Genomic DNA, 20,260 nt, shown 5'->3' on the forward strand with positions numbered 1-20,260 from the left:
TCCCCTAGCCCGACAGGTTGAAGTTGCCGTTGGAGCCGTAGATGGCCAGCGAGACCAGCAGGGTGACCGAGACGACCGCGATCAGCGAGGTCCGCACCGCGTTGCCGACCGCGATACCCACGCCGGAGGGCCCACCGGCGGCGAAGAACCCGAAATAGCTGTGTATCAACAGAATCGTGAGCGCCATGAGGATCGCCTGCACGAACGACCACACCAGATCGAGCGGATTGAGGAAGGTGGTGAAGTAGTGGTCGTACAGCCCCGAGGACTGGCCGAGCAGGAAGACGGTGGTGACCCGGCTGGCCAGGAAGGACGCCACCACCGCCAGTGAGTACAGCGGGGTGATCGCGATCATTCCGGCCACGATGCGGGTGCCCACCAGATAGGCGATCGGTTCGATCGCAATGGATTCCAGCGCGTCGATCTCCTCGTTGATCCGCATCGCGCCCAACTGCGCGGTGGCTCCCGCGCCGAACGTCGCCGCCAGTCCGATGCCGGCCACCACCGGCGCCGAGATGCGCACATTGATGAAGGCCGACAGGAATCCGGTCAACGCCTCGATGCCGATATTGCCCAGCGAGCTGTAGCCCTGCACGGCCAGGGTGCCGCCGGTGGCCAGCGTGAGGAATCCGACGATCACCACGGTGCCGCCGAAAACCGCCAAAGTGCCCGAGCCCATGCTGAATTCGGCGATGAGCCGGATGGTTTCCTTCTTGTAGCGCCACGCGGCGAACGGCGCGCCGAACAGCGCCCGCACATAGAAGAGGGTGTGATCGCCGATGCTGCCGAGGCTTTTCACCGGCCGGCGGGCCCGCCGCACGGCACGCGGATATCTCGCTTCCAGTACCACAGCCGTATCCCCTCATCTGGCCGTCATCTGGATGCCGATCGCGGTCACGACGACATTGATCACGAACAGCGCCATGAAGGCGTAGACCACGGTTTCGTTCACCGCATTGCCCACGGCCTTGGCGCCACCGGAGACGATCAGCCCGCGGTAACACGCGATGAGGCCGGCGACGAGGCCGAACAGCAGCGCTTTGACCGCCGAGATCACGACTTCGTTCAGCCCGGTCAGCAAGGTGATGCCGTTGGCGAAGGCGCCGGGGTTGACGTTCTGCACATAGACCGAGAAGACGTAACCACCGGCGATACCGATGATGCAGACCAGACTGTTCAGCAGCAGCGCCACCAGCCCCGAAGCGAGCATGCGTGGCGTGACGAGTCGCTGTACCGGATCGATGCCGAGCACCTCCATGGCGTCGATCTCCTCGCGGATGGTCCGCGAGCCCAGATCCGCGCACATCGCGGTGGCACCGGATCCGGCGACGATCAGCACGGTCACCATGGGACCCACCTGGGTGACCGCGCCGAATGCCGCGCCCGCGCCGCTGAGATCGGCCGCACCCAGCTCGCGCAGCAGGATGTTGAGGGTGAAGCTCACCAGCACGGTGAACGGAATCGCCACGAGCAGGGTCGGAATCAGTGACACCCGTGCCACGAACCAGGATTGCTCGAGGAATTCGCGGGTCTGGAAGGGGCGGCGGAAGGCGAATTTCACCGCGTCGGCCGACATGGCGAACAGCCCGCCGACGGTCTGCAGCCCGCCCGCCGAACGGCGAGACAGACTCCGGGACCACCCCGGCAGAGTTATCGCCATGCCGCCACCTCCCGGAGCCCCGCTGCGTCGCGATCCTGACGGAAATCGCATTCTCGGTTTCGATAATGCTACATCCGCGAGGCAAGAACGCAATAGCTAGTGCGAGTGGGTAGCGTTTCGGATCACCAGCGGTTACGCGCCTCTTCCGCCCAGCCGGTGAGGCCGTCGAACTCCACCCAGTCCCCCTCGTCGGTGCGGGCGCGGCCGGTGAAGTGCCCGAAGCACTGATGAGTGTCGTTGGCCAGCACACCCAACGCCGTCCGGGATTCGCGCACATGGAAGGGAGTGAACTCCACGGCGACGCGTGGACCACGAATCACCCACGGCCGCAGCCAATCCCGGCGGTCGTACACCCATTCCAGCTCGTCGCCGATCTTGTGCAACCGGCCGCCAACGAACAGCGCGTTCTCGGTCGAACCCGTGCCGTCGGTCCACCTGCCGCCGAGCTGGATCGCCGTCTCCGGACCGCAGCCGGCGGCCCAGTTCCACGCGATCGAGTACGGCCACTTCCCGCGTCCGTGGTCGAGGACGGCGAATCCGTCGTCGATCACGTAGGCGACGCCGTCCACGGTGAGGGTGCCCGAGACCGGGCGGCCGAGATCCTTGACGGTGTACTGGAAGCGCTTCGCACTCCACGGCACCACGACACCCAGCGATTCGTGTCCGGCCGGCAGCCCGGCCGTCAGATCGATATCCATCCGCGGCGTGGCGGCGTGGATCCTGGTGCCGCCCAGCTCGTTTCGCAATTCGATCACCAGATCGCCGGCATGCCCGGACGCGGTACCGACGCCACTGCGGTCGGGAAGGTGCACACCGCGGGCGAACGGCGTCACCACATCCTTGACGATCTCGGTGCCGTTGGCCCGGTCGAACAGGTAGATCCCCTGTAGCCCGGCGTAATCCAGCGACGTCAGCACGATTCCGATGATGTGATCGGGAGTGACGATGCCCCAGTACTCCCATCGCTTGGTGCGACCCCAGCCGCGCAGATTCGCCCGGTGCAGCGGGCGGCGCGTCCAGCCCACCGCGTCGGGGTTCAGCCGGCCCCGCGGCGTGCACAGATCGACACTCGCGGTGATCTCGCGCTCCGTGGTCACCCTTTCGGCCATCGTGGCCCTCCTTCGCTGCCGCAGTCGCCGCGACCGCGGTCGATCCATTGTCGCGGCCGGGCCGGTCATCACGAACGGGCCACGCCCGCGACGAGGCGATGACCGGCACACGTGTCCGACGTCATGCTGGACGTGTTGCGCTTCCAATAGCTCTGAGTATGCTCATTAATGAGCGCACTCATTCTTATCGACCGATGGGAGGTGTCGGGTGGCAAGCACACAGCAGAGCCGGCAGGTCGGGCGGCGGGTCCGCAATATGCGAGAGAAGCAGAGCCGGATCTTCGAGGTGGCCGCACGCTTGTTTGCCGAACGCGGATTCGCCGCGGTCACCACCCAGCAGATCTCCGATCGGGCCGATATCGCCGCAGGCACCCTGTTCCGCTACGCCTCGTCCAAGGGGCAACTGCTGCTCATGGTGTACAACGAGGACTTCCGATCGGCACTCGAGACCGGCGCCCGCCGTGCCCGCGACATCGCCGATCCGGTCGGCGCGATCACGGCACTGCTGCGGCCGATCCTGGTCGCGGCCGCGCGCAATACCGAGAACACCATCGCCTACCAGCGCGAATTGCTGTTCGGCCCGCCCGAGGAGACCTACCGCGAACAGGGGCTGGCGTTGGTGGCACAGCTCGAGTCGGTCCTCGCCGAGATCCTGCTGACCGCGGTTGCGGACTCCGTCGATCCCACGGCCGCGCAGCGGGAGGCGGCGCGCGTGGCGGGCCGCAGTCTCTTCGCGGTCCTGCACATGGCGCTGGTGCGCCCGTCCACCGGCGTCCACCCCCACCACGATCCGATCGATGATCTGCACGCCCAGATCGCTCAGCTCGTCGCCGGTTTCCGCAGCGCCGCGGCCACCGGAACCTGAAGAACACCAGCGTGGACCACGGTCCGCAGAACGGAGTCGACATGTCCGGCACGATTCGCAAGGTGAGCGTCCTCGGGACCGGAGTCCTGGGATCCCAGATCGCCTTCCAGACCGCCTTCCACGGTTTCGAGGTGACCGCTTACGACATCAACGACGAGGCGCTGACCGCGGCGCACGAGCGTTTCGACAAACTCGCGGCCACCTACCGTGAGCAGGTACCGGGCGCGGGTGACGGCAAGGCCGAGGCCACCGCCGCGGGCATCGCGCTCACCAGCGATCTCGCCGAGGCCGCCCGGGACGCGGATCTGATCATCGAAGCCGTGCCCGAGGTGCTGTCGATCAAGCAGGACACCTATCGCCGGCTCGGCGAACTCGCGCCCGAGCACACCATCTTCGCCACCAACTCCTCGACGCTGCTGCCCAGCGATATGAAGGACGCCACCGGCCGCCCGGACCGGTTCCTCGCTCTGCATTTCGCGAATCAGGTGTGGCACTTCAACACCGCAGAGGTCATGGGTACCGAGGACACCGATCCGAAGGTGTACCAGGCGGTGGTGGAATTCGCCCGGGCCATCGGCATGGTGCCGATCGAACTGCACAAGGAGAAGGCCGGATACGTCCTCAACTCGCTGCTCGTGCCGTTCCTCAACTCGGCGATGGCGCTGGCGGCGGGCGGCTACGCCGAACCGAAGGCGGTCGACGAGACCTGGCGCATCGGGACCGGCGCACCCGCGGGCCCGTTCCAGATCCTCGACATCGTCGGCCTCACCACGCCGTACAACATCCTGGTGAACAGCGGCGAGGACGGCCAGAAGCTGGCGCAGTGGCTGAAGTCGGAATACATCGACAAGGGCAAGCTCGGCCTGGCCAGCGGCGAAGGCTTCTACCGGTACAACGCGTAAGGGGTTACAGGACAGCCACATTCGACCGTCGGGGCGCGAACAACCTACAGGCAGGAGAAGACCCGGATGTACTACAGCAGCGGCAACTACGAGGCGTTCGCTCGCCCGCGCAAACCCGAGGGCGTCGACGACAAGACGGCGTGGTTCGTCGGGGCGGGCCTGGCCTCGCTGTCGGGCGCGGCCTTCCTGATCCGCGACGGGCAGATGTCCGGTGACCGGATCACCATCCTGGAGCGATTGAAGTTGCCCGGCGGCGCGCTGGACGGAGTCAAGGAGCCCGCAAAGGGTTTCGTCATCCGTGGTGGCCGCGAGATGGAGAACCACTTCGAATGCCTGTGGGACCTGTTCCGCTCGGTGCCCTCGATCGAGATCGAGGGCGCGAGTGTCCTCGACGAGTTCTACTGGCTGAACAAGGACGATCCGAACTACTCGCTACAACGCGCCACCGTGGATCGCGGGCAGGACGCGCACACCGACGGACTCTTCGCGCTGAACGACAGGGCGCAGAAGGACATCGCGAAGGTCTTCCTCGCCACCCGCGAGGAGATGGAGAACAAGCGTATCGACGAGGTGTTCGGAAAGGACTTCCTGCAGAGCAACTTCTGGCTGTACTGGCGCACGATGTTCGCCTTCGAGGAGTGGCACAGCGCGCTGGAGATGAAGCTGTACCTGCACCGGTTCATCCACCACATCGGCGGACTGCCGGACTTCTCGGCACTGAAGTTCACCAAGTACAACCAGTACGAATCGCTGGTGCTGCCGCTGTATCGGTGGCTGCTCGATCAGGGCGTGACGGTCCGGTTCGATACCGAGGTCACCGACATCGACTTCGACATCACCCCGGATCGCAAGCAGGCCACCGGTATCCACTGGGTATCGGACGGGGTCGAGGGCGGCGTCCGGCTGGGCCCGGACGATCTGTTGTTCACCACGATCGGGTCGCTGGTGGAGAACTCCGACGAGGGCGATCAACACACCCCGGCGAAACTGAACGAGGGACCGGCGCCCGCGTGGGAATTGTGGCGGCGGATCGCGGCCGTGGACCCCGCCTTCGGCCGCCCCGACGTCTTCGGTTCCCATATCCCCGAGACCAAATGGGAATCGGCGACCGTCACCACGCTCGATCAGCGCATCCCGGAATACATCCGCAAGATCTGTAAGCGAGATCCGTTCAGCGGCAAGGTCGTCACCGGCGGGATCGTCACCGCGCAGGATTCGAGCTGGCTGTTGAGCTGGACGGTGAACCGGCAACCGCACTTCAAACAGCAGCCGGCCGATCAGATCGTGGTGTGGGTGTACTCGCTGTTCGCCGACAAGCCGGGCGATTATGTGCACAAGACGATGCAGGAGTGCACCGGCGAGGAGATCACCCAGGAGTGGTTGTACCACTTGGGCGTTCCGCTCGACGACATCCCGGAACTGGCGGCCGAGGCGGCGAAGTGCGTGCCGGTGATGATGCCGTACGTCACCTCGTTCTTCATGCCGCGACAGGCCGGTGATCGGCCCGACGTGGTCCCCGAGGGCGCGGTGAACTTCGCCTTCATCGGCCAGTTCGCCGAAACGAGCCGGGACTGCATCTTCACCACCGAGTACTCGGTGCGCACCGGTATGGAGGCCGCCTATCGGCTGCTGGGCATCGAGCGCGGCGTGCCGGAGGTGTTCAACTCCACCTACGACGTGCGCAGTCTGCTCAGTGCGGTCGGCCACATGCGCGACGGGGACGCACTGACGATTCCGGGCCCGGAGGCGTTGCGGCGCAGGCTCATCGGGAAGCTGGAGAGTTCGGAGGTCGGCAAGCTGCTCACCGAGTACGGGCTCATCGCCGACAAGTAACCGGCATTCAGTCGCGCGCGAAGGTGGACAGGAGTTCCCGTGCCTGCTCACCGCCGTCGAGCAGGCGCCCGGTGCGGCGGGCGATTCGCCACCCGTCGGATTCGCGGCGGAGTTCGAGCCGGTGCACACTCGCGCGCAGTACCGAGTAACTCTCCGATTCGCGGTGCACCAGCAGTGATTCGAAGACCGCGAGCGCCTCGTCGCCGTCGATGTCGATGCGTGCCGGCCCCTGGAAATGCGCCGACCCGGACGTGATCAGACCCTGATGTGCGGGCGAGTTCACCATCGCGCGCACCTGGTCCCGGCCGCGCATCCGCCATCCCTCGACGTCGTATTCGCCGTCGGGACACCATAATTCGGCAGTCGCCTCGGCCTCTCCGGCGTCCACCAGCGGCCCGTAGGAGGCGATGATGCGCATGATCGCCAGCTCGTCCTCGACCCGCCGCAATCGGCGCAGGATTTCCGCGAGTTCGGTCTCGGCCATCTCGTCCTCCTCCGTACCGGCGCCGGCACTCGCACCGGTCGAGTCCCGCGCCGACGTTGTGTCACAGAATATTCAGCTCGCCGCAGGCCGCGGGGCGTCCGTCGGCTGGTCCGGCGGCAAGGTCCCCGCGCGGCGAATCGGGCTCATCGGTTCGCCAGCTCGGCCAGTGCCGCCAGCTGATCGCAGTAGTGTTCGGCCGAGTTCGCGGTGACCGCGCATCCGGCCAGGGTGGCGCCCGCATCCGCCAGGGTCGCGAGCCGCCGCGTCACCCGGTCCGGCTCACCCAGCGGGTCGAGCGGTCCGGTGGGAAGTACGACCTCGAAGCCGGGTGACGATTCGACGTGCGAGAGCATGGTCTTCAGTTCCGCCATCGGCAATCCGAACGGCATCCATCCGTCGCCGAAGCGGACCGCGCGGCGCAGTGACCGCATGGTTCGCCCGCCGACCCAGATCGGCACGCGGGCCTGCACGCCGGCCGGTTCGACGATCATCTCCGAGAAGCTGTAATGCGTTCCGGCATAGTGTGGTTCGCGCACACCGAACGCGGACCGCAGCGCGGCGATCGCATCGTCGGCCTGCTCTCCACGTCCCTCCCACGACGCGCCCAGCAGCTCGAATTCCGCACGCAGCGAACCCACTCCGACGCCGAGAACGACCCGCCCGCCACTGATCCGGTCCAGGGTGCCGTAGCGCTTGGCGATCTCGAGCGGGTGGTGATAGGGCAGCACCAGCACCGAGGTGGCGAGCCGGATCCGGGTGGTGCGTGCGGCCAGATACGACAGCGTGGCCACCGGATCCCAATAGGTCGCGCCGCGGGAGGCGGCCACCGTCGCGGGGACCGCGGTGTGCTCACTGCAGGTGAGATGGTCGAATCCGAGCCGATCGGCGGCCTCGGCGATGCGGGCGAGCTCCTCCATGCCGGCGTCGGCCTCCCACGGCGAATACTGCCCGGGAAACCGCACCACGATCGGCGACGAGAGGGCCAGCCGCAACGGCGCGGTCATCGCGCATCCGATTCGGCGCCGATCAATTTCTGCATCCGGCGATGCCCGCCCAGCACGATCGCCGCCCGATCCGGACCGCTGCTGCGCGCGGCCGTCTCGGCATTGCCGCCCGCGACGAACACCGGCCCGTTCGCCAACTGCTCGAGCCCCTCGCGCGCCACATCCGCGGGTTCGGCCACGAGCATTCCGGGAATGTCGAAATTCAAGCCCGCCCGTGCCATCGCCGGCGTCCGGGTCACCCCGAGTACCAGATGCAGCACATCGACGTCGTACTCCCGCAGTTCCAGCCACAGGCTCTCGGCGAAGATCCGCAGATACGCCTTTGACCCGCCGTACACGGTGTGGCGGGCCGAACCGCAGTATCCGGTGAGCGAGCCGACCAGTACGATGCCGCCCCGGCCCCGCGCACGCATACCGCTCCCGAAATGATGGACCAGTGCCAGCGGCGCGGTCACGTTGAGCGCGTTCATGGCGGCGAACGCCTCGAGGTCGCCGTCGAGAAATTCGGCGCTGTGGGTGTTGGCCCCCGCGTTGTAGACGAGCAGGCCGACCTCCACGTCGGCGGTGGCGTTCGCGACCCGAGCCGGCGCATCCGGCGCGGTGAGATCCACCGCCAGTGTCCGCACCTGGACACCACGCGCGGCGACTCGTGCGGCGGTCTCGGCCAGCGGGCCCTCCCGCCGCGCCAGCAGCACGATGTTGATCCCCGCGGCGGCGAGCCGGTCGGCGAACTCCGCGCCGACCCCCTCCGAACCGCCGGCGATGACAGCCCACGGCCCGTAGCGGTGCGGATCGATGATGTCGTTCGGTTCTGCGGCCATGCCGGGACGGTAACTGACACACGTTTCGGTCTGGCGCGCACTCCCGCTCACCGGACAGCCTGCCTCGCGAAGAAAAGCACTGCTCAGGGTGAAATGAACGCTGTTCACTGAATTTCCGAAAGATACTGTGACGCAACGTTTTCAGTTCGTGATCGTGTCGATCGATCGCGCGACGCATTCGCCAGTATTTTCGAACATGCTCGCCGAGCAGCGTTTTCACGAAAACGGACCACTCGGCATCACATTCCTTCATTTCGAAAAACTCGCCGTGAAACTTCCATTTCGAAGCCGCCGGACGGCAAGAACACTTCGGGTAGCGCACCCTCGAGGTCGGCGTTATGCTCGTGCGCGAATTTCGAAAACGTCTGGCGGTCCGCATATTCGAGCCAGCCGTGCACAGCGGAAGGTGGGGGAACTGTGCCGTCTCCGCACGGGTGGATGTGGATCCGGAAGTATCGATAGTGATCTATTCAGTGAATACGCAGCAGCCCTCCTCCGGCGCCACCTCCCGGCCACCGCGACGGCTACCGGCTTTCCTCCTTCCCGCCATGATCTGCGTCCTCACCGGCGCCGTGGCCTGCCTCGCCTTACTCCGGTTCGCACCCGCTACCGGACGGGTGACATTCGCCATCGCCGCCGGCGCCGCCGGGCTGATCCTCGCCGTGACGTCGGGATGTGCGGCGCACTACCGTGACCTGGCGATTCGCTGTCGCGAAGCGAACGACAGGGCCGAGCGTGCGGCCGCCACCTACGTCGCCGAGAGCGAGGCGCGCCTGGCCGCCGCGCACGACACCGCGTCCGTGGCGGGGCGGGAGGCGAACGGTAGCGAGAACCGCCGGGTGGCCGCGATGGCGGCGTTCGCCGGTGCGGCCGGGCGCATGCAGGCCATGACCACCTCGATGCTGGCCGAACTGCGCGAGATGGAACATCGGCACGCCGATCCGTCGGTGCTGGCCGACCTGCTGACTCTCGACCACCGCACCGCACAGGCCGGACGCCTGGCCGACAGTATCGCGGTGCTCAGCGGCGCCCGCTCGGGCCGCCGATGGGCGAAACCCATTGCGATGGAGTCGATTCTGCGCGGCGCGATGGGCCGCGTCGCGGGCTACCGCCGGGTGCGCCTGCGCGCGGTCGCCGAAATCGCGATCGCCGGTCACGCCGCCGAGGGAGTCATGCACGCGCTGGCCGAGCTGATCGACAACGCGTGCAACTTCTCCCCGCCCACGACCGAAGTCCACGTCTATGCCGCCGAAGTGCCGGCCGGCGTCGTCGTCACCATCGAGGACAGCGGACTCGTGATGAGCGAAACCGCCCTGCGCCGCGCCGAACAGGCGGTATCGGGCACCGTGGCGGGCCGCGGAGCCGATACCGATCTGTCCTCACTGACCGGTACCCGCCTGGGGCTCGCCGTGGTCGGCAATCTGGCCCGCAAACACGCGCTGACCGTGTCGTACCGCCCGTCGGCGATCGGCGGCACGGCGGTCGTCGTGGTCGTTCCGCGCGATCTGACCACCCGTCTGGACCGCTCCCCCGGCTCCACCGCGACGATCGAACTGCCGCCCGCGGCACGATCGGTCACCCCGGCCGCAATTCCCGCGAGTCCGTTCGGACCGCCCCTGACCGGCGACCGTGCACCGGCCCCGTCCACGCCGAACACGGAACAGCTTGCCGCCCAATCGGTTCCACCCCTCGAACGGTCGGCCGAACCACTGCCGAAGCGCCGCCGCGGCAGCACACTGGCCGCCGTGCATCCCGACGGCCTGCGCACCACCGCCGCCGACACTTCCGCCCACCCGCCGGCGCGCCCCTCGGCCCTGGGCGCCTTCCAGCGTGCGGTCTCGGCCCCGGATTCCCCCTCCCCTTCGATTGCCCTGGAGAACGATCGGTGACCACTTCCGTACCGGCACACCTGGATTGGCTACTCGACCAGCTGCTGGCCCGCACCCCGCACAGCCGCCACGCCCTGCTGCTGTCCAGCGACGGTCTCAAGATCTGCCACACCCCGGAACTGTCTGTGGACAAGGCCGATCAACTGGCCGCGATCGCGGCCGGTATCCAGAGCCTCTCGCACGGCGCCTCGGTCGAATTCGGCGACGGGCGCAGTGGCGTGCGGCAGTCGATGACGGAGTTCTACGGCGGCATCCTGTTCATCGTCGAAGCCGGGCTGGGAGCCCACATCGCGGTCGTCGCCGATGCCGAGGCCGATGCCGGGTTGGTCGGCCACAACATGAGCGAACTGGTCGAACAGCTCGGCGAACACCTGTCCGCCGCGCCGCGCGGTCCGCGTCCGTGAGGCGGCCGCGATGACCAGGCCGGGCCGCGACGACACCCCGGACCGGCTCTACACCCTCACCGGCGGCCGCAGCCACCCCGATACCGATGCCTTCGATCTGGTGACGCTCGTGGTGGCCGAATCGGCTCCGGTCCCCGGTATGCAGTCCGAACAGGTCGCGATCCTCGAGATCTGCCGGGCGCCGGCGGCCGTGGTCGAGATCGCCGCCGAACTGCGGCTGCCGGTCGGCATCACGATGGTCCTGCTGGCCGACCTGCTCGACGCCGGCAAGATCACCGTGCGCCACCCGCGCTCCGCCCCCGCGTGGCAGCCGTGGAAAGCCTTGCCCGACACCGAAATACTGGAGAAGGTGCTCGTTGGACTCCGCAACCTCTGATCCGCTCCGCACCGGATTCGGCGACCGTCCCGCCCGGGCCCAGGCCCCGCTGGCCGATACCGTCCGGCACGGGCTCAAGGTCGTCATCGTCGGCGGTTTCGGCGTCGGCAAGACCACCATGGTCCGCGCGGTCAGTGAGATCCGGCCGCTCGACACCGAAGCGACGATGACCTCGCTGGGCATCGGCATCGACGATCCCACCGGCGCACCGGCCAAATCCACCACCACGGTCGCCTTCGACTTCGGCCGCATCACCATCGACGCCGAACACGTCCTGTATCTGTTCGGGGCTCCCGGACAGGAGCGCTTCTGGTTTCTGTGGGACCGGTTGTTCACCGGCGCGCTGGGCGCGATCGTGCTGGTCGACCCGCGCCGGATCACCGATTCCTGGTATGCGATCGACCGGCTCGAACATCAGCAGACGCCGTTCGTGGTGGCGTGCAACATCTTCGGGGCCACGGGCCACGACGACACCCAATTGCGCGCGGCACTGGATCTGGATCCGCACGTGCCGATGGTGGCATGCGATGCGCGCTCGCGGGATTCGGGCAAGCGGGTACTGATCGCCCTGGTCGAACATCTGCACGCCGCCGGTCTGCGGGCCGCCGCCCGGGGATCCGCCCGATGAACGCGCCGCAGCGCGGCCTCACCACCGGCGGTTGCCCGGTGTCGCCCACCGATCCGGTTCCGTTGAGCGGACCGCGTTTCCACACCGACCCGCAGGAGTTGTACCGCGAGATGCGCCGCGCCCACGGCCCGGTGGTCTCGGTGGAACTGCCCGGCGGGATTCCGGCCTGGCTGGTGATCGGCTACCGCGAAGTGCACCAGGTCACCAGCGACGGGGAACTGTTCCCGCGCGACGTGGCGTGCTGGAACCAATGGCCGAACATCCCGGAGGACTGGCCGCTGCTGCCGATGGTCGGCCGTCCGATGCCCTCGATCTATTTCACCGCCGGCGCCGAACATCTGCGGCATCTGGCCATGGTCGAGCCCGCCCTCGAACAGGTCGACCCGTTCGGATTGCGCAGGGCCTGTGAGGATCTGGCGGATCGGCTGATCGACCACTTCTGCGGGCGCGGCCACGCCGATCTGATCGCGGAATACGCCGAACCGCTGCCGGTACTGGCCTTGGCGTGGGTGATCGGATTCCCCGACGATCAGGGCGCGGATCTGGCCTGGACGATGAAGACGCTGGCCGACGGCGGCGCCGAGGCGCAGGCGGCCTACGGCCGGTTCGCCGACCATATGCAGCGACTCGTCGCGATGAAGAAGTCGCGGCCCGGCAACGATCTGACCTCACGGATGCTGAGTTCGCCGCAACGGTTCAGCGACGAGGAATACGCCCTGGACCTGATGGCCGTCACCGCCGCGGGCCAGCTGCCGACCAGCGACTGGCTGGGGAATTCGGTGCGGCTGATGCTCACCGACGACCGTTTCGCGGCCGCGCTCGGCGGCGGCCGCCACAGCATCGGCCAGGCGATGAACGAGGTGCTGTGGGAGGACACTCCCACCCAGATCCTGGCCGGGCGCTGGGCCTCGCGCGACACCCGGCTGGCCGACAAGACCATCCGGCGCGGCGATATGCTGCTGCTCGGCCTGGCCGGTGCGAACGCCGATCCGCATGTGCGCCAGGACCTTTCCGATTCGCTCGCCCCCGCGCACAGCGGCAACAGCGCGCATTTCGCGTTCAGCTACGGCGAATATCGCTGTCCCTTCCCGGCCCAGCAGATCGCGGAGATCATCGCGCGCACCGGGATCGAAGTGCTGCTGGATCGGCTGCCGGATCTCGACCTCGCCGTCGCCGCCACCGAACTGACTCGCCGGCCCTCGCCGTTCCTGCGCGGAATGACGTCGCTGCCGGTCACCTTCACACCCGTTCGTACCGTGGGAGGTACCCCGTGAATGCCAGTTGCCCGCATGCCGCACCGCTCGTGATCGATCCGATGGTCGGCGACCTCGCCGGGGAGACCGCCCGATTACGCGATGCCGGACAGCTGACCCGGATCGAACTGCTGGGCGTCCCGGCGTGGACCGTCACCGGCCATACCCTGGCCCGGCAGTTGCTCATCGACCCACGACTGGTCAAGGACATCAACTCCTGGTCGCTGTGGCGCGACGGCGTGGTCACCCGGCAGTGGCCGCTGATCGGCATGATCGATGTCGGGGTCTCGATGTTCACCGTCGACGGCCCCGAACACCGCCGCCTGCGGATCAAGACCACCCAGGCGTTGACCGCGCGCCGCCTGACCGCTCTGCGCCCGTTCATCGAATCGACGGTCGCCGCACTGCTGGACGATCTCGCCGCCGCCTCCGGCCAGGGCACGGTCGACCTGAAATCGGTCTTCGCCTATCCGCTGCCGATGCGCGTGATCAGCGAGCTGATGGGCGTCGACCACGCCGACCATCCGATGCTGCTCGACTGGTACAAGGCGTTCTTCTCCCTGCTCACCCCGCAGGACGAGCGGCTCGCGGTGATCGAGCGGATGGGCGAGTACTTCACCGAGATGGTGCGCAAGAAGGCCGCCGACCCGGCCGACGACCTGACCAGCGCGCTGATCCTCGCCACCGACGGCGGCGAACCGCTCAGCGAGGCCGAGGTGGTCGGCAATCTGCAGGCGCTGGTCGCCGCCGGGCACGAGACCACGGTGTCGCTGATCCTCACCACCGCGCGCGCCCTGCTCACCCACCCGGAACAGTTCGCGCTGGTGCGGTCGGGGCAGATCGACTGGGAGACCGCGATCGAGGAGACGCTGCGCTGGGACGGCCCGGTGACACATCTGCTGATGCGGTTCGCGACCGAGGACATCACCGTCGGCGACACCGTCATCGAACGCGGCGAGGGCGTGGTCATGTCGTATCGGGCCATCGGCCGCGACACCACGGTGCACGGCGCCGATGCCGGTGAATTCGACATCACCCGGCCGACGGCGAAGCGGCACATCAGTTTCGGTCACGGCCCGCACATCTGCCCGGGTGCCGCACTCGCCCGGCTGGAGGCCTCGATCGCGCTGCCCGCGCTGTTCGAACGATTCCCGCAGCTGTCCCTGGCCGTACCCGTGGAGGAGATTCACAACCTTCCCGTGCTGACGCAGAACGATCTGGCACAGTTCCCGGTCCGGCTCGGCGACTGAGCTTCCGCGCGCGACACCAGGGCCGCGCTACCGGCTTTCTCGGTAGCGCATTGCTATCGTCGATGACCGGCCCAGTCGTGCGCGAAAACTCAACCGAGAAGGGGCGTGATGTTCGGGCAGCTGCGATCGCGCAAACCCGTCGTGCCCGTCCGAACCCTGATTGCCGTTGCGGCAGTGGGGCTTTCCGCGACCGCCACCGCGCTCTTCGGTGGCCTACCGCACTCCGGCGCCCCGAGCCTCGCCGGCCGGGAGGACCAGTGGACCGCCGTGCACGACGGCCCGCAGCAATATCCCGACGTCCACGTGGATTCCGATGTGACGATCCGGATGAGCGACGGGGTGCTGCTGAAGGCCGACGTCTACCGGCCGGTCGACGCCTCCGGCGCCGTGGTCGCCCAGCCACTGCCGACCATCGTCAATCTCACGCCCTACACCAAGCTGATGACCGATCTGGTCGGCTCGGCGGTGGAGAATCCGCAACTGCAGCCGCTGGTGATGTCGCTGGTGCGGCAGATCAACCTCTCCGGCACCCCGATCAGCAGCTTCGGCGACCTGCTGCACGCCCTCGACGGCGGCACCGTGCCGACCGTCCTCGGCCTGGACCGCAATCTGATCCGCAGCGGTTACACGCTGGTGGTCGCCGATGTGCGCGGCACCGGACAGTCCCAGGGCAATTGGGAGACCCTGGGCGCGCGGGAACAGCTCGATACCCGCGAAGTGATCGATTGGGCTGCGGCACAACCGTTCTCGAACGGCAAGGTGGCGATGAGCGGCGGCTCGTACGCGGCGATCAACCAGCTGCGCGCGGCAGAGGACGCCCCGGCCGCGCTCCGCGCCATCTTCCCGGTCGTCCCCGGCAGCGATCTCATGCGCGATGTGGTGGCGCCGGGCGGCGGCGTCGGCACCACCTTCCTGCCGATGTGGCTCCAAACGGTCAATCAGCTCAAGCTGATCCCCGACCTGAAGTCGATCTTCGACGGAACCTTCGACTGGAAATGGCTCGCCTCCCGGGTGGCGGATCCGGCCACCAATGTCGACCTGCTCGCGCAGGCCCTGCTGACGCCGTCGATGGACGATATGCCGCCCGCCCTGTCGGACGCGCTCGACTCCGGCAGCGATTTCCGCCAGGCCCTCACCGGCCATCCGGAACGAGTCACCGTGCCCACCTTCGTCTACGGCGGCTGGCACGACATCTTCGCCAACAGCGCCACCAAGATCTATCAGGCCATCCCGCTGCCGGCCGGTCGCAAGCAACTCGTGATCGGCGACACCTATCACGCCAATCCCGGCGCCGGCACCGGCGTACCCGGCGCCCCGCCGCGGCTCGAGGTGCTGCAGCGAGCGTGGTTCGACAAGTGGCTCAAGGACATCGACAACGGTATCGACGGCTACGGCCCCATCGTGCTGAAGGAACAGGGCGGCGGCTGGGTGACACTGCCGCAGTACCCGCAGCCCGGAGCCGACCACCGCCGGATCTACCTGACCGCCGCGCCCAGCGGAACCACCGATGCGGCCGTGCACGACGGCTCGTTGAGCGCCCAGCCGCCGGCCGAGGTCTCCGCACTCACCGTGGCGCCGGGGCTGGCGACCCTCTGCTCACGGGACGCGGCCCAGGGTTCGGCCGGTTCGGCCGCGATGCTCGACACCTGCGCCAAGGACTCCCGGGTGGCCGAACACGATGCGCTGACCTTCACCAGCGCCCCGGTGTCGGCGCCGACCGCCATCTCCGGGCCGATCGACATCCACCTCGAGACCGTGCAGGACGCCACCGACGGATTCTGGAGCGCCACCGTCAACGACGTCGCACCCGACGGCACCTCCACGGCCCTGACCACCGGCCAGCTCACCGTCTCCATGCGCGCCGTCGACGATGCCCGCAGCTCCCGATCCGCCAACGGCGACTACACCGTTCCGTTCCATCTCCTCACCGCCGCGGCGCGGCAGCCGGTGACGCCCGGCGAACCGGTGGGCCTCGACATCGCGGTGATCCCGACCCAGGCGCGGCTCCAGATCGGACATCGGCTGCGTATCGATCTGTTCGCGGCCAACGCGCCCAAGGCCATGCCGTTCCGCCCGATGCTCAACGATTCGGAACTCAAGCCCCAGCATCTGCGCCTGGATCCGAACGCACCGAGTTACGTCAATCTGCCCACCGATCGGCCCCTCGGCTGAAACAGAGCCACGGCTGGGAATTCCGGGAGGTCGCCGCCGGAATCAGCGCCGCCCATCCCGTCGAAGCGCTACCGCACCTGGCCGGCCTGCTGCGCTGACACGCTCAGTGGACCTGCCGCTCCGCCTCGCCCCAATACTGTTTGCGCAGTTCCCGTTTGAGGATCTTGCCGGCACCGGAGACCGGCAGGGCGTCGACCAGTTCGATGGTGCGCGGAGCCTTGTAGCCGGCGATCAACTGCTTGGCGTGGTCTCGGATCTCCTCGACGGTGACGGTGGCGCCGGCGTGGCACACGATCACCGCGTGCACCCGCTCGCCCCACTCCTCGTCCGGGACACCGATCACCGCGCACGCCGCCACCGACGGATGTGCGGAGACCGCGTTCTCCACCTCGGCGGAATACACGTTCTCGCCACCGCTGACGATCATGTCCTTCATCCGGTCGACGATGTAGACATAGCCCTCGTCGTCCATATAGCCGCCGTCGCCGGTGTGCATCCAGCCGCCGCGTAGCGCCGCCGCGGTCTCCTCGGGCCGGTTCCAGTACTCGAGCATCACATGGCCGCCGCGCACCAGGATCTCGCCGACGGTCCCGCGCGGCACCTCGTCGTCCTCGGCGTCGGCGATGCGCACCTCGGCGTGCGGAGCCGCGCGGCCCGCCGAACGCAACCGTCCGGCCAGGTGGTCGTCGGGACCGAGCAGCGTTGCCACGGGCGACAATTCGGTCATCCCGTAGGCCTGGGCGAAACGCGCCTGCGGGAACGCGCGCATGGCGCGCTCGAGCACGGCCTGCGCGATCGGGGAGGCCCCGTACACGATGCCGCGCACACTGGACAGATCGAAATCGCTCACCCGCGGATGGTCGACGATCATCTGGATCATCACCGGCACCAGCAGCGTATCCGTAACCTGATGCTCGGCAATCGCTGTCATCACCGCGACGGGGTCGAACGCCGGGACCATCACCTGGGCGCCGCCCATCATGATCTGGGTGACACAACCGGCCAGGTCGGCCAGATGGAACATCGGCGCGGCATGCAGATAGCGGGCGCCGGGCTGCGCCAGATATCCGGTCGACAAGCTGCCCAGGCCCGAGATCTGCAGCCCGGCATGGCTGAGCACCACGCCCTTGGGGTGACCGGTGGTGCCGCCGGTATAGAAGATTCCGGCCGGGGCGTCACCACCGCGGCGAGCGTCCTCGACAGGATCCGCGCCGGCGATCAGTTCCTCGTACGACAGCATGCCGTCGGGTGTGGGACCGTCCCCGCAGTGGATCACGGTGCGCAGCACCGGCGCGGCTGCCCGCAGCGCCGGCACCATCGCGGCGAAGACATCGTCGACCAGCAGGACCGCGGTCTCGGAATCCTCCAGCGAATAGGCGATTTCGGCCGGACTCCAGCGAATGTTGACCGGATTCAGCGCTGCCCCGGCCCACGGCACCGCCAGCACGTACTCCAGATACCGGTCACTGTTGAGCGCCAGAATCGCGACCCGGTCACCCTCGCCGACACCGAGCTGCCGCAACGCCCCGGCGAGCCGCGCCACCCGGTCGGCGCCCTCGGCGAAGGTGCGGGTGCGATCCCCGCAGATCGACATGACCCCGTCGGGGTTCTGCTGGACGGCCCGGTGCAGGCCCTGAGTGAGATACATAGGCTGTGCCTTCTGCCTTCGCTTCGCTACGGCGGGGTCTCGGCCCCTTGGCCTCGATTTTTCCTTCCTCCGCTCAGTCGCTGCGCTCCCTCGCTCCGTCAGTCCAAAATCGAGGCGGCCGAGACCCGTCCGGAGGAACACCGTTGAGTGTCGTGCACCACATCGCGGGCGGCCATGGATTCCGTGTCGAAGTTCGGGGGCCGCGTTTTGTTGGTTTCTCCAAAGGCGCGTCGTATCCTCGGGCCTGTCATGAGCGAATCGTCCGAGGTCCCGAGTTCCCCGCGGCAACGCTTGCTGGTGCGGATGCGGGCCGAGCGCGACGCCCTCGCGGCCCGCATCGTCGACCGGGCCCGCGCCGAGATTCCGGACTACCGCACGATCGAGGCGGCCGATCTGCTCCCGACGACGACGGCGATCATGGACCGATTGTTCGCCTCCCTCGCCGGTACGGCCGATATCGAGCCGCCCGAGGGCGCCCGGATGACCGACTACGGCCGCATCCGCGCCACTCAGGACGTGTCGATGGAAGCGCTGCTGCGAGCCTGGCGCCTCGCCGAACGGCTGCATCTCGAGACCTTGAGCGCGGTCGCGGCCGAATGCGGCGCCGACGACGCGGTGCTGTTCGAGATCACCAGGGACCTGCTGCGCCTGGTCGACGAGGCCGCGACCTCCTTCTCCGACGCCCACCACGAGGTCGAGCGCACCCGGGCCGGCCACGACCGCATCCAGCGCGCGGAATTCACCCGGGCGGTGCTGGCGGGCACGATCTCGGCCACCGAACTGACGTTGGGCATCCAGCGCTACGGCCTGCGCGCCGACGCCGAATACCGGGCCTTCCGCGCCCGCGCCGACGCCGCGCCGCCGGCCGAATTCGACCGTCTGCTGCGACCCCAGGGCGCCGATTACGCCTTCCGCACCGTGATCGACGGGGATTACGCCGGATTCACCGATCGCACGATCCACATCCCGGGTACGGCACTGCTTGCGTTCGGGCCGCCGCGCCCGCTCGCCGAGGCCCCGCGCTCGTTTCGGCTGGCGGGCCGCGCCCTCGCCACCGCAGCCGCTCTCGGCCATACCGGCACCTGTGAATTCGACGGTCTCGGCCTGTTGCCCGGGGTCGCGGCCGATCCCGAACTGGGCGCCGAACTCGTGCGCCGCTATCTCGCGCCGTTGGGCAGCAGCGGCTCGGCGACGACGCTGATCGATACCGTCACCGCATATCTCGATACCGGTATGCGCATCGAGGCGACCGCACAGCGACTGATCGTGCATCCGAATACGGTCCGCTATCGCATCGCTCGTTTCGAGGAGCTGACCGGGTGCGATCTGCGCCGGGCCCACACCGGCGCACAGGTGTGGTGGGCGATTCAATACGACCGTCTGGTACGGCCTGGCGCAACGAATTTCGCGTCTGCGAATCAGTGAAGTTTCCCCCGAAATGCCGTGCGGTTGCCACGAAGTGGCTTAGGCTCGGACTGCCTCGATAGCTCGGGGCTTGCAGAGCGGGTCGCCATGCCCACAGCGTCCTGCTGTCGCAAAATCAGGTCAGATGGGGGCTGCGTCCCCGACAGCCCCCATCGCCCCTGAACAACACCGTAGTGTGAAACATCGATAAATCGAGGGACAGTATGCGCGGATCCCACGCCCCGTCGCCCGCCGAACGATTGCTGGCCGAGATCTACGAGGCCGGATACACCTCCGTCGATGACTTCATCGATCGGCTACGGTTTCGCCCGCGCCACGCGGCGCCGGAGCCGGCCCGCCACGCCGCGGTGATCGACCCGTTCACCGACACCATCGAGCTGCAACTCGACATTCCCGGTGCGGCGAATTCCCTTGCGGGCATGACGCGTTGGTATCCGGAATTCGATCCCGAGATCGAGGTCGACCCCAACGCCGACACCACGGAATTCCCCGCGGTGCAGCGCATCTGGGTCGTCCCGGAACGCCACGCGAGCTGAC

At 67.8% G+C, this 20,260-nt stretch carries 19 protein-coding genes; 12 read left to right on the forward strand and 7 right to left on the reverse strand.

Annotated elements, in window-relative coordinates; genetic code table 11:
• Positions 1-4: 4 nt before the first annotated feature.
• The 3 genes from AC5592_RS18000 to AC5592_RS18010 all read right to left on the reverse strand — a co-directional run bounded on the left by AC5592_RS18000 (position 5) and on the right by AC5592_RS18010 (position 2,769).
• Positions 5-850 carry an MlaE family ABC transporter permease gene (locus AC5592_RS18000; protein WP_036497687.1) on the reverse strand — a complete coding sequence of 282 codons (846 nt, stop codon included), beginning with the start codon at positions 848-850 and terminating at the stop codon, positions 5-7.
• A 12-nt stretch (positions 851-862) separates the two neighbouring features.
• Complete coding sequence (locus AC5592_RS18005; RefSeq protein ID WP_036497686.1) at positions 863-1,660, reverse strand: MlaE family ABC transporter permease; 798 nt, start codon at positions 1,658-1,660, stop codon at positions 863-865.
• Positions 1,661-1,782: 122 nt separating this feature from the next.
• Complete coding sequence (locus tag AC5592_RS18010; protein WP_198163873.1) at positions 1,783-2,769, reverse strand: DUF2804 domain-containing protein; 987 nt, start codon at positions 2,767-2,769, stop codon at positions 1,783-1,785.
• 208 nt (positions 2,770-2,977) lie between these two features.
• On the opposite strand from AC5592_RS18010, the gene AC5592_RS18015 reads away from it, so the two are divergent.
• The 3 genes from AC5592_RS18015 to AC5592_RS18025 all read left to right on the forward strand — a co-directional run bounded on the left by AC5592_RS18015 (position 2,978) and on the right by AC5592_RS18025 (position 6,369).
• Positions 2,978-3,634: a TetR/AcrR family transcriptional regulator gene (locus tag AC5592_RS18015; protein WP_306304660.1), complete on the forward strand. Its 657-nt coding sequence runs from the start codon at positions 2,978-2,980 to the stop codon at positions 3,632-3,634.
• Positions 3,635-3,675: 41 nt separating this feature from the next.
• A complete protein-coding gene (locus tag AC5592_RS18020; RefSeq protein WP_063064963.1) occupies positions 3,676-4,536 on the forward strand; it encodes a 3-hydroxyacyl-CoA dehydrogenase in 861 nt (286 codons plus the stop codon).
• Positions 4,537-4,602: 66 nt separating this feature from the next.
• The gene (locus AC5592_RS18025; RefSeq protein WP_063064903.1) at positions 4,603-6,369 is read left to right on the forward strand and encodes an oleate hydratase; all 1,767 of its coding nucleotides are present in this window, start codon (positions 4,603-4,605) and stop codon (positions 6,367-6,369) included.
• Positions 6,370-6,376: 7 nt separating this feature from the next.
• On the opposite strand, the gene AC5592_RS18030 is transcribed toward AC5592_RS18025, so the two are convergent.
• From AC5592_RS18030 to AC5592_RS18040, 3 genes are all read right to left on the reverse strand, one after another.
• Positions 6,377-6,853, reverse strand: a complete 477-nt coding sequence (locus tag AC5592_RS18030) for a nuclear transport factor 2 family protein (RefSeq protein WP_036506264.1) — start codon at positions 6,851-6,853, stop codon at positions 6,377-6,379.
• A gap of 143 nt (positions 6,854-6,996) precedes the next feature.
• On the reverse strand, positions 6,997-7,845 hold the full coding sequence (locus tag AC5592_RS18035) for a TIGR03619 family F420-dependent LLM class oxidoreductase (RefSeq protein ID WP_063064964.1): 849 nt from the start codon (positions 7,843-7,845) through the stop codon (positions 6,997-6,999).
• Between the two features lie 8 nt (positions 7,846-7,853).
• Entirely contained in the window at positions 7,854-8,657 is an 804-nt protein-coding gene (locus AC5592_RS18040; RefSeq protein ID WP_036506274.1) for an SDR family NAD(P)-dependent oxidoreductase, read from the reverse strand.
• Positions 8,658-9,151: 494 nt separating this feature from the next.
• Here AC5592_RS18040 and AC5592_RS18045 point away from each other — a divergent pair, with 494 nt between their 5' ends.
• The 7 genes from AC5592_RS18045 (at position 9,152) to AC5592_RS18075 (ending at position 16,650) form a co-directional block, all read left to right on the forward strand.
• The gene (locus AC5592_RS18045) at positions 9,152-10,567 is read left to right on the forward strand and encodes a sensor histidine kinase (protein WP_232329414.1); all 1,416 of its coding nucleotides are present in this window, start codon (positions 9,152-9,154) and stop codon (positions 10,565-10,567) included.
• Complete coding sequence (locus tag AC5592_RS18050) at positions 10,564-10,971, forward strand: roadblock/LC7 domain-containing protein (protein ID WP_036506268.1); 408 nt, start codon at positions 10,564-10,566, stop codon at positions 10,969-10,971. The genes AC5592_RS18045 and AC5592_RS18050 overlap by 4 nt, the downstream gene beginning before the upstream one ends.
• A 10-nt stretch (positions 10,972-10,981) precedes the next feature.
• Positions 10,982-11,347, forward strand: coding sequence for a DUF742 domain-containing protein (locus AC5592_RS18055; RefSeq protein WP_063064904.1), 366 nt, complete (start codon positions 10,982-10,984; stop codon positions 11,345-11,347).
• Between the two features lie 49 nt (positions 11,348-11,396).
• Positions 11,397-11,975: a GTP-binding protein gene (locus AC5592_RS18060; protein WP_269750197.1), complete on the forward strand. Its 579-nt coding sequence runs from the start codon at positions 11,397-11,399 to the stop codon at positions 11,973-11,975.
• Positions 11,972-13,249, forward strand: coding sequence for a cytochrome P450 (locus tag AC5592_RS18065; protein ID WP_063064905.1), 1,278 nt, complete (start codon positions 11,972-11,974; stop codon positions 13,247-13,249). The genes AC5592_RS18060 and AC5592_RS18065 overlap by 4 nt, the downstream gene beginning before the upstream one ends.
• A complete protein-coding gene (locus AC5592_RS18070) occupies positions 13,246-14,478 on the forward strand; it encodes a cytochrome P450 family protein (protein ID WP_063064906.1) in 1,233 nt (410 codons plus the stop codon). The genes AC5592_RS18065 and AC5592_RS18070 overlap by 4 nt, the downstream gene beginning before the upstream one ends.
• Before the next feature lie 108 nt (positions 14,479-14,586).
• Complete coding sequence (locus tag AC5592_RS18075) at positions 14,587-16,650, forward strand: CocE/NonD family hydrolase (RefSeq protein WP_063064907.1); 2,064 nt, start codon at positions 14,587-14,589, stop codon at positions 16,648-16,650.
• Positions 16,651-16,753: 103 nt separating this feature from the next.
• On the opposite strand, the gene AC5592_RS18080 is transcribed toward AC5592_RS18075, so the two are convergent.
• Entirely contained in the window at positions 16,754-18,298 is a 1,545-nt protein-coding gene (locus tag AC5592_RS18080) for a long-chain-fatty-acid--CoA ligase (RefSeq protein ID WP_063064908.1), read from the reverse strand.
• Positions 18,299-18,547: 249 nt separating this feature from the next.
• On the opposite strand from AC5592_RS18080, the gene AC5592_RS18085 reads away from it, so the two are divergent.
• Together AC5592_RS18085 and AC5592_RS18090 are read left to right on the forward strand one after the other, a co-directional pair.
• A complete protein-coding gene (locus AC5592_RS18085) occupies positions 18,548-19,723 on the forward strand; it encodes a PucR family transcriptional regulator (RefSeq protein WP_063064909.1) in 1,176 nt (391 codons plus the stop codon).
• Between the two features lie 203 nt (positions 19,724-19,926).
• Positions 19,927-20,259 carry a hypothetical protein gene (locus AC5592_RS18090; protein WP_036509016.1) on the forward strand — a complete coding sequence of 111 codons (333 nt, stop codon included), beginning with the start codon at positions 19,927-19,929 and terminating at the stop codon, positions 20,257-20,259.
• Position 20,260 lies beyond the last annotated feature (1 nt).

This window comes from Nocardia violaceofusca NBRC 14427 (genome assembly GCF_963869435.1).
In the GTDB taxonomy this organism is placed as follows: domain Bacteria; phylum Actinomycetota; class Actinomycetes; order Mycobacteriales; family Mycobacteriaceae; genus Nocardia; species Nocardia aobensis.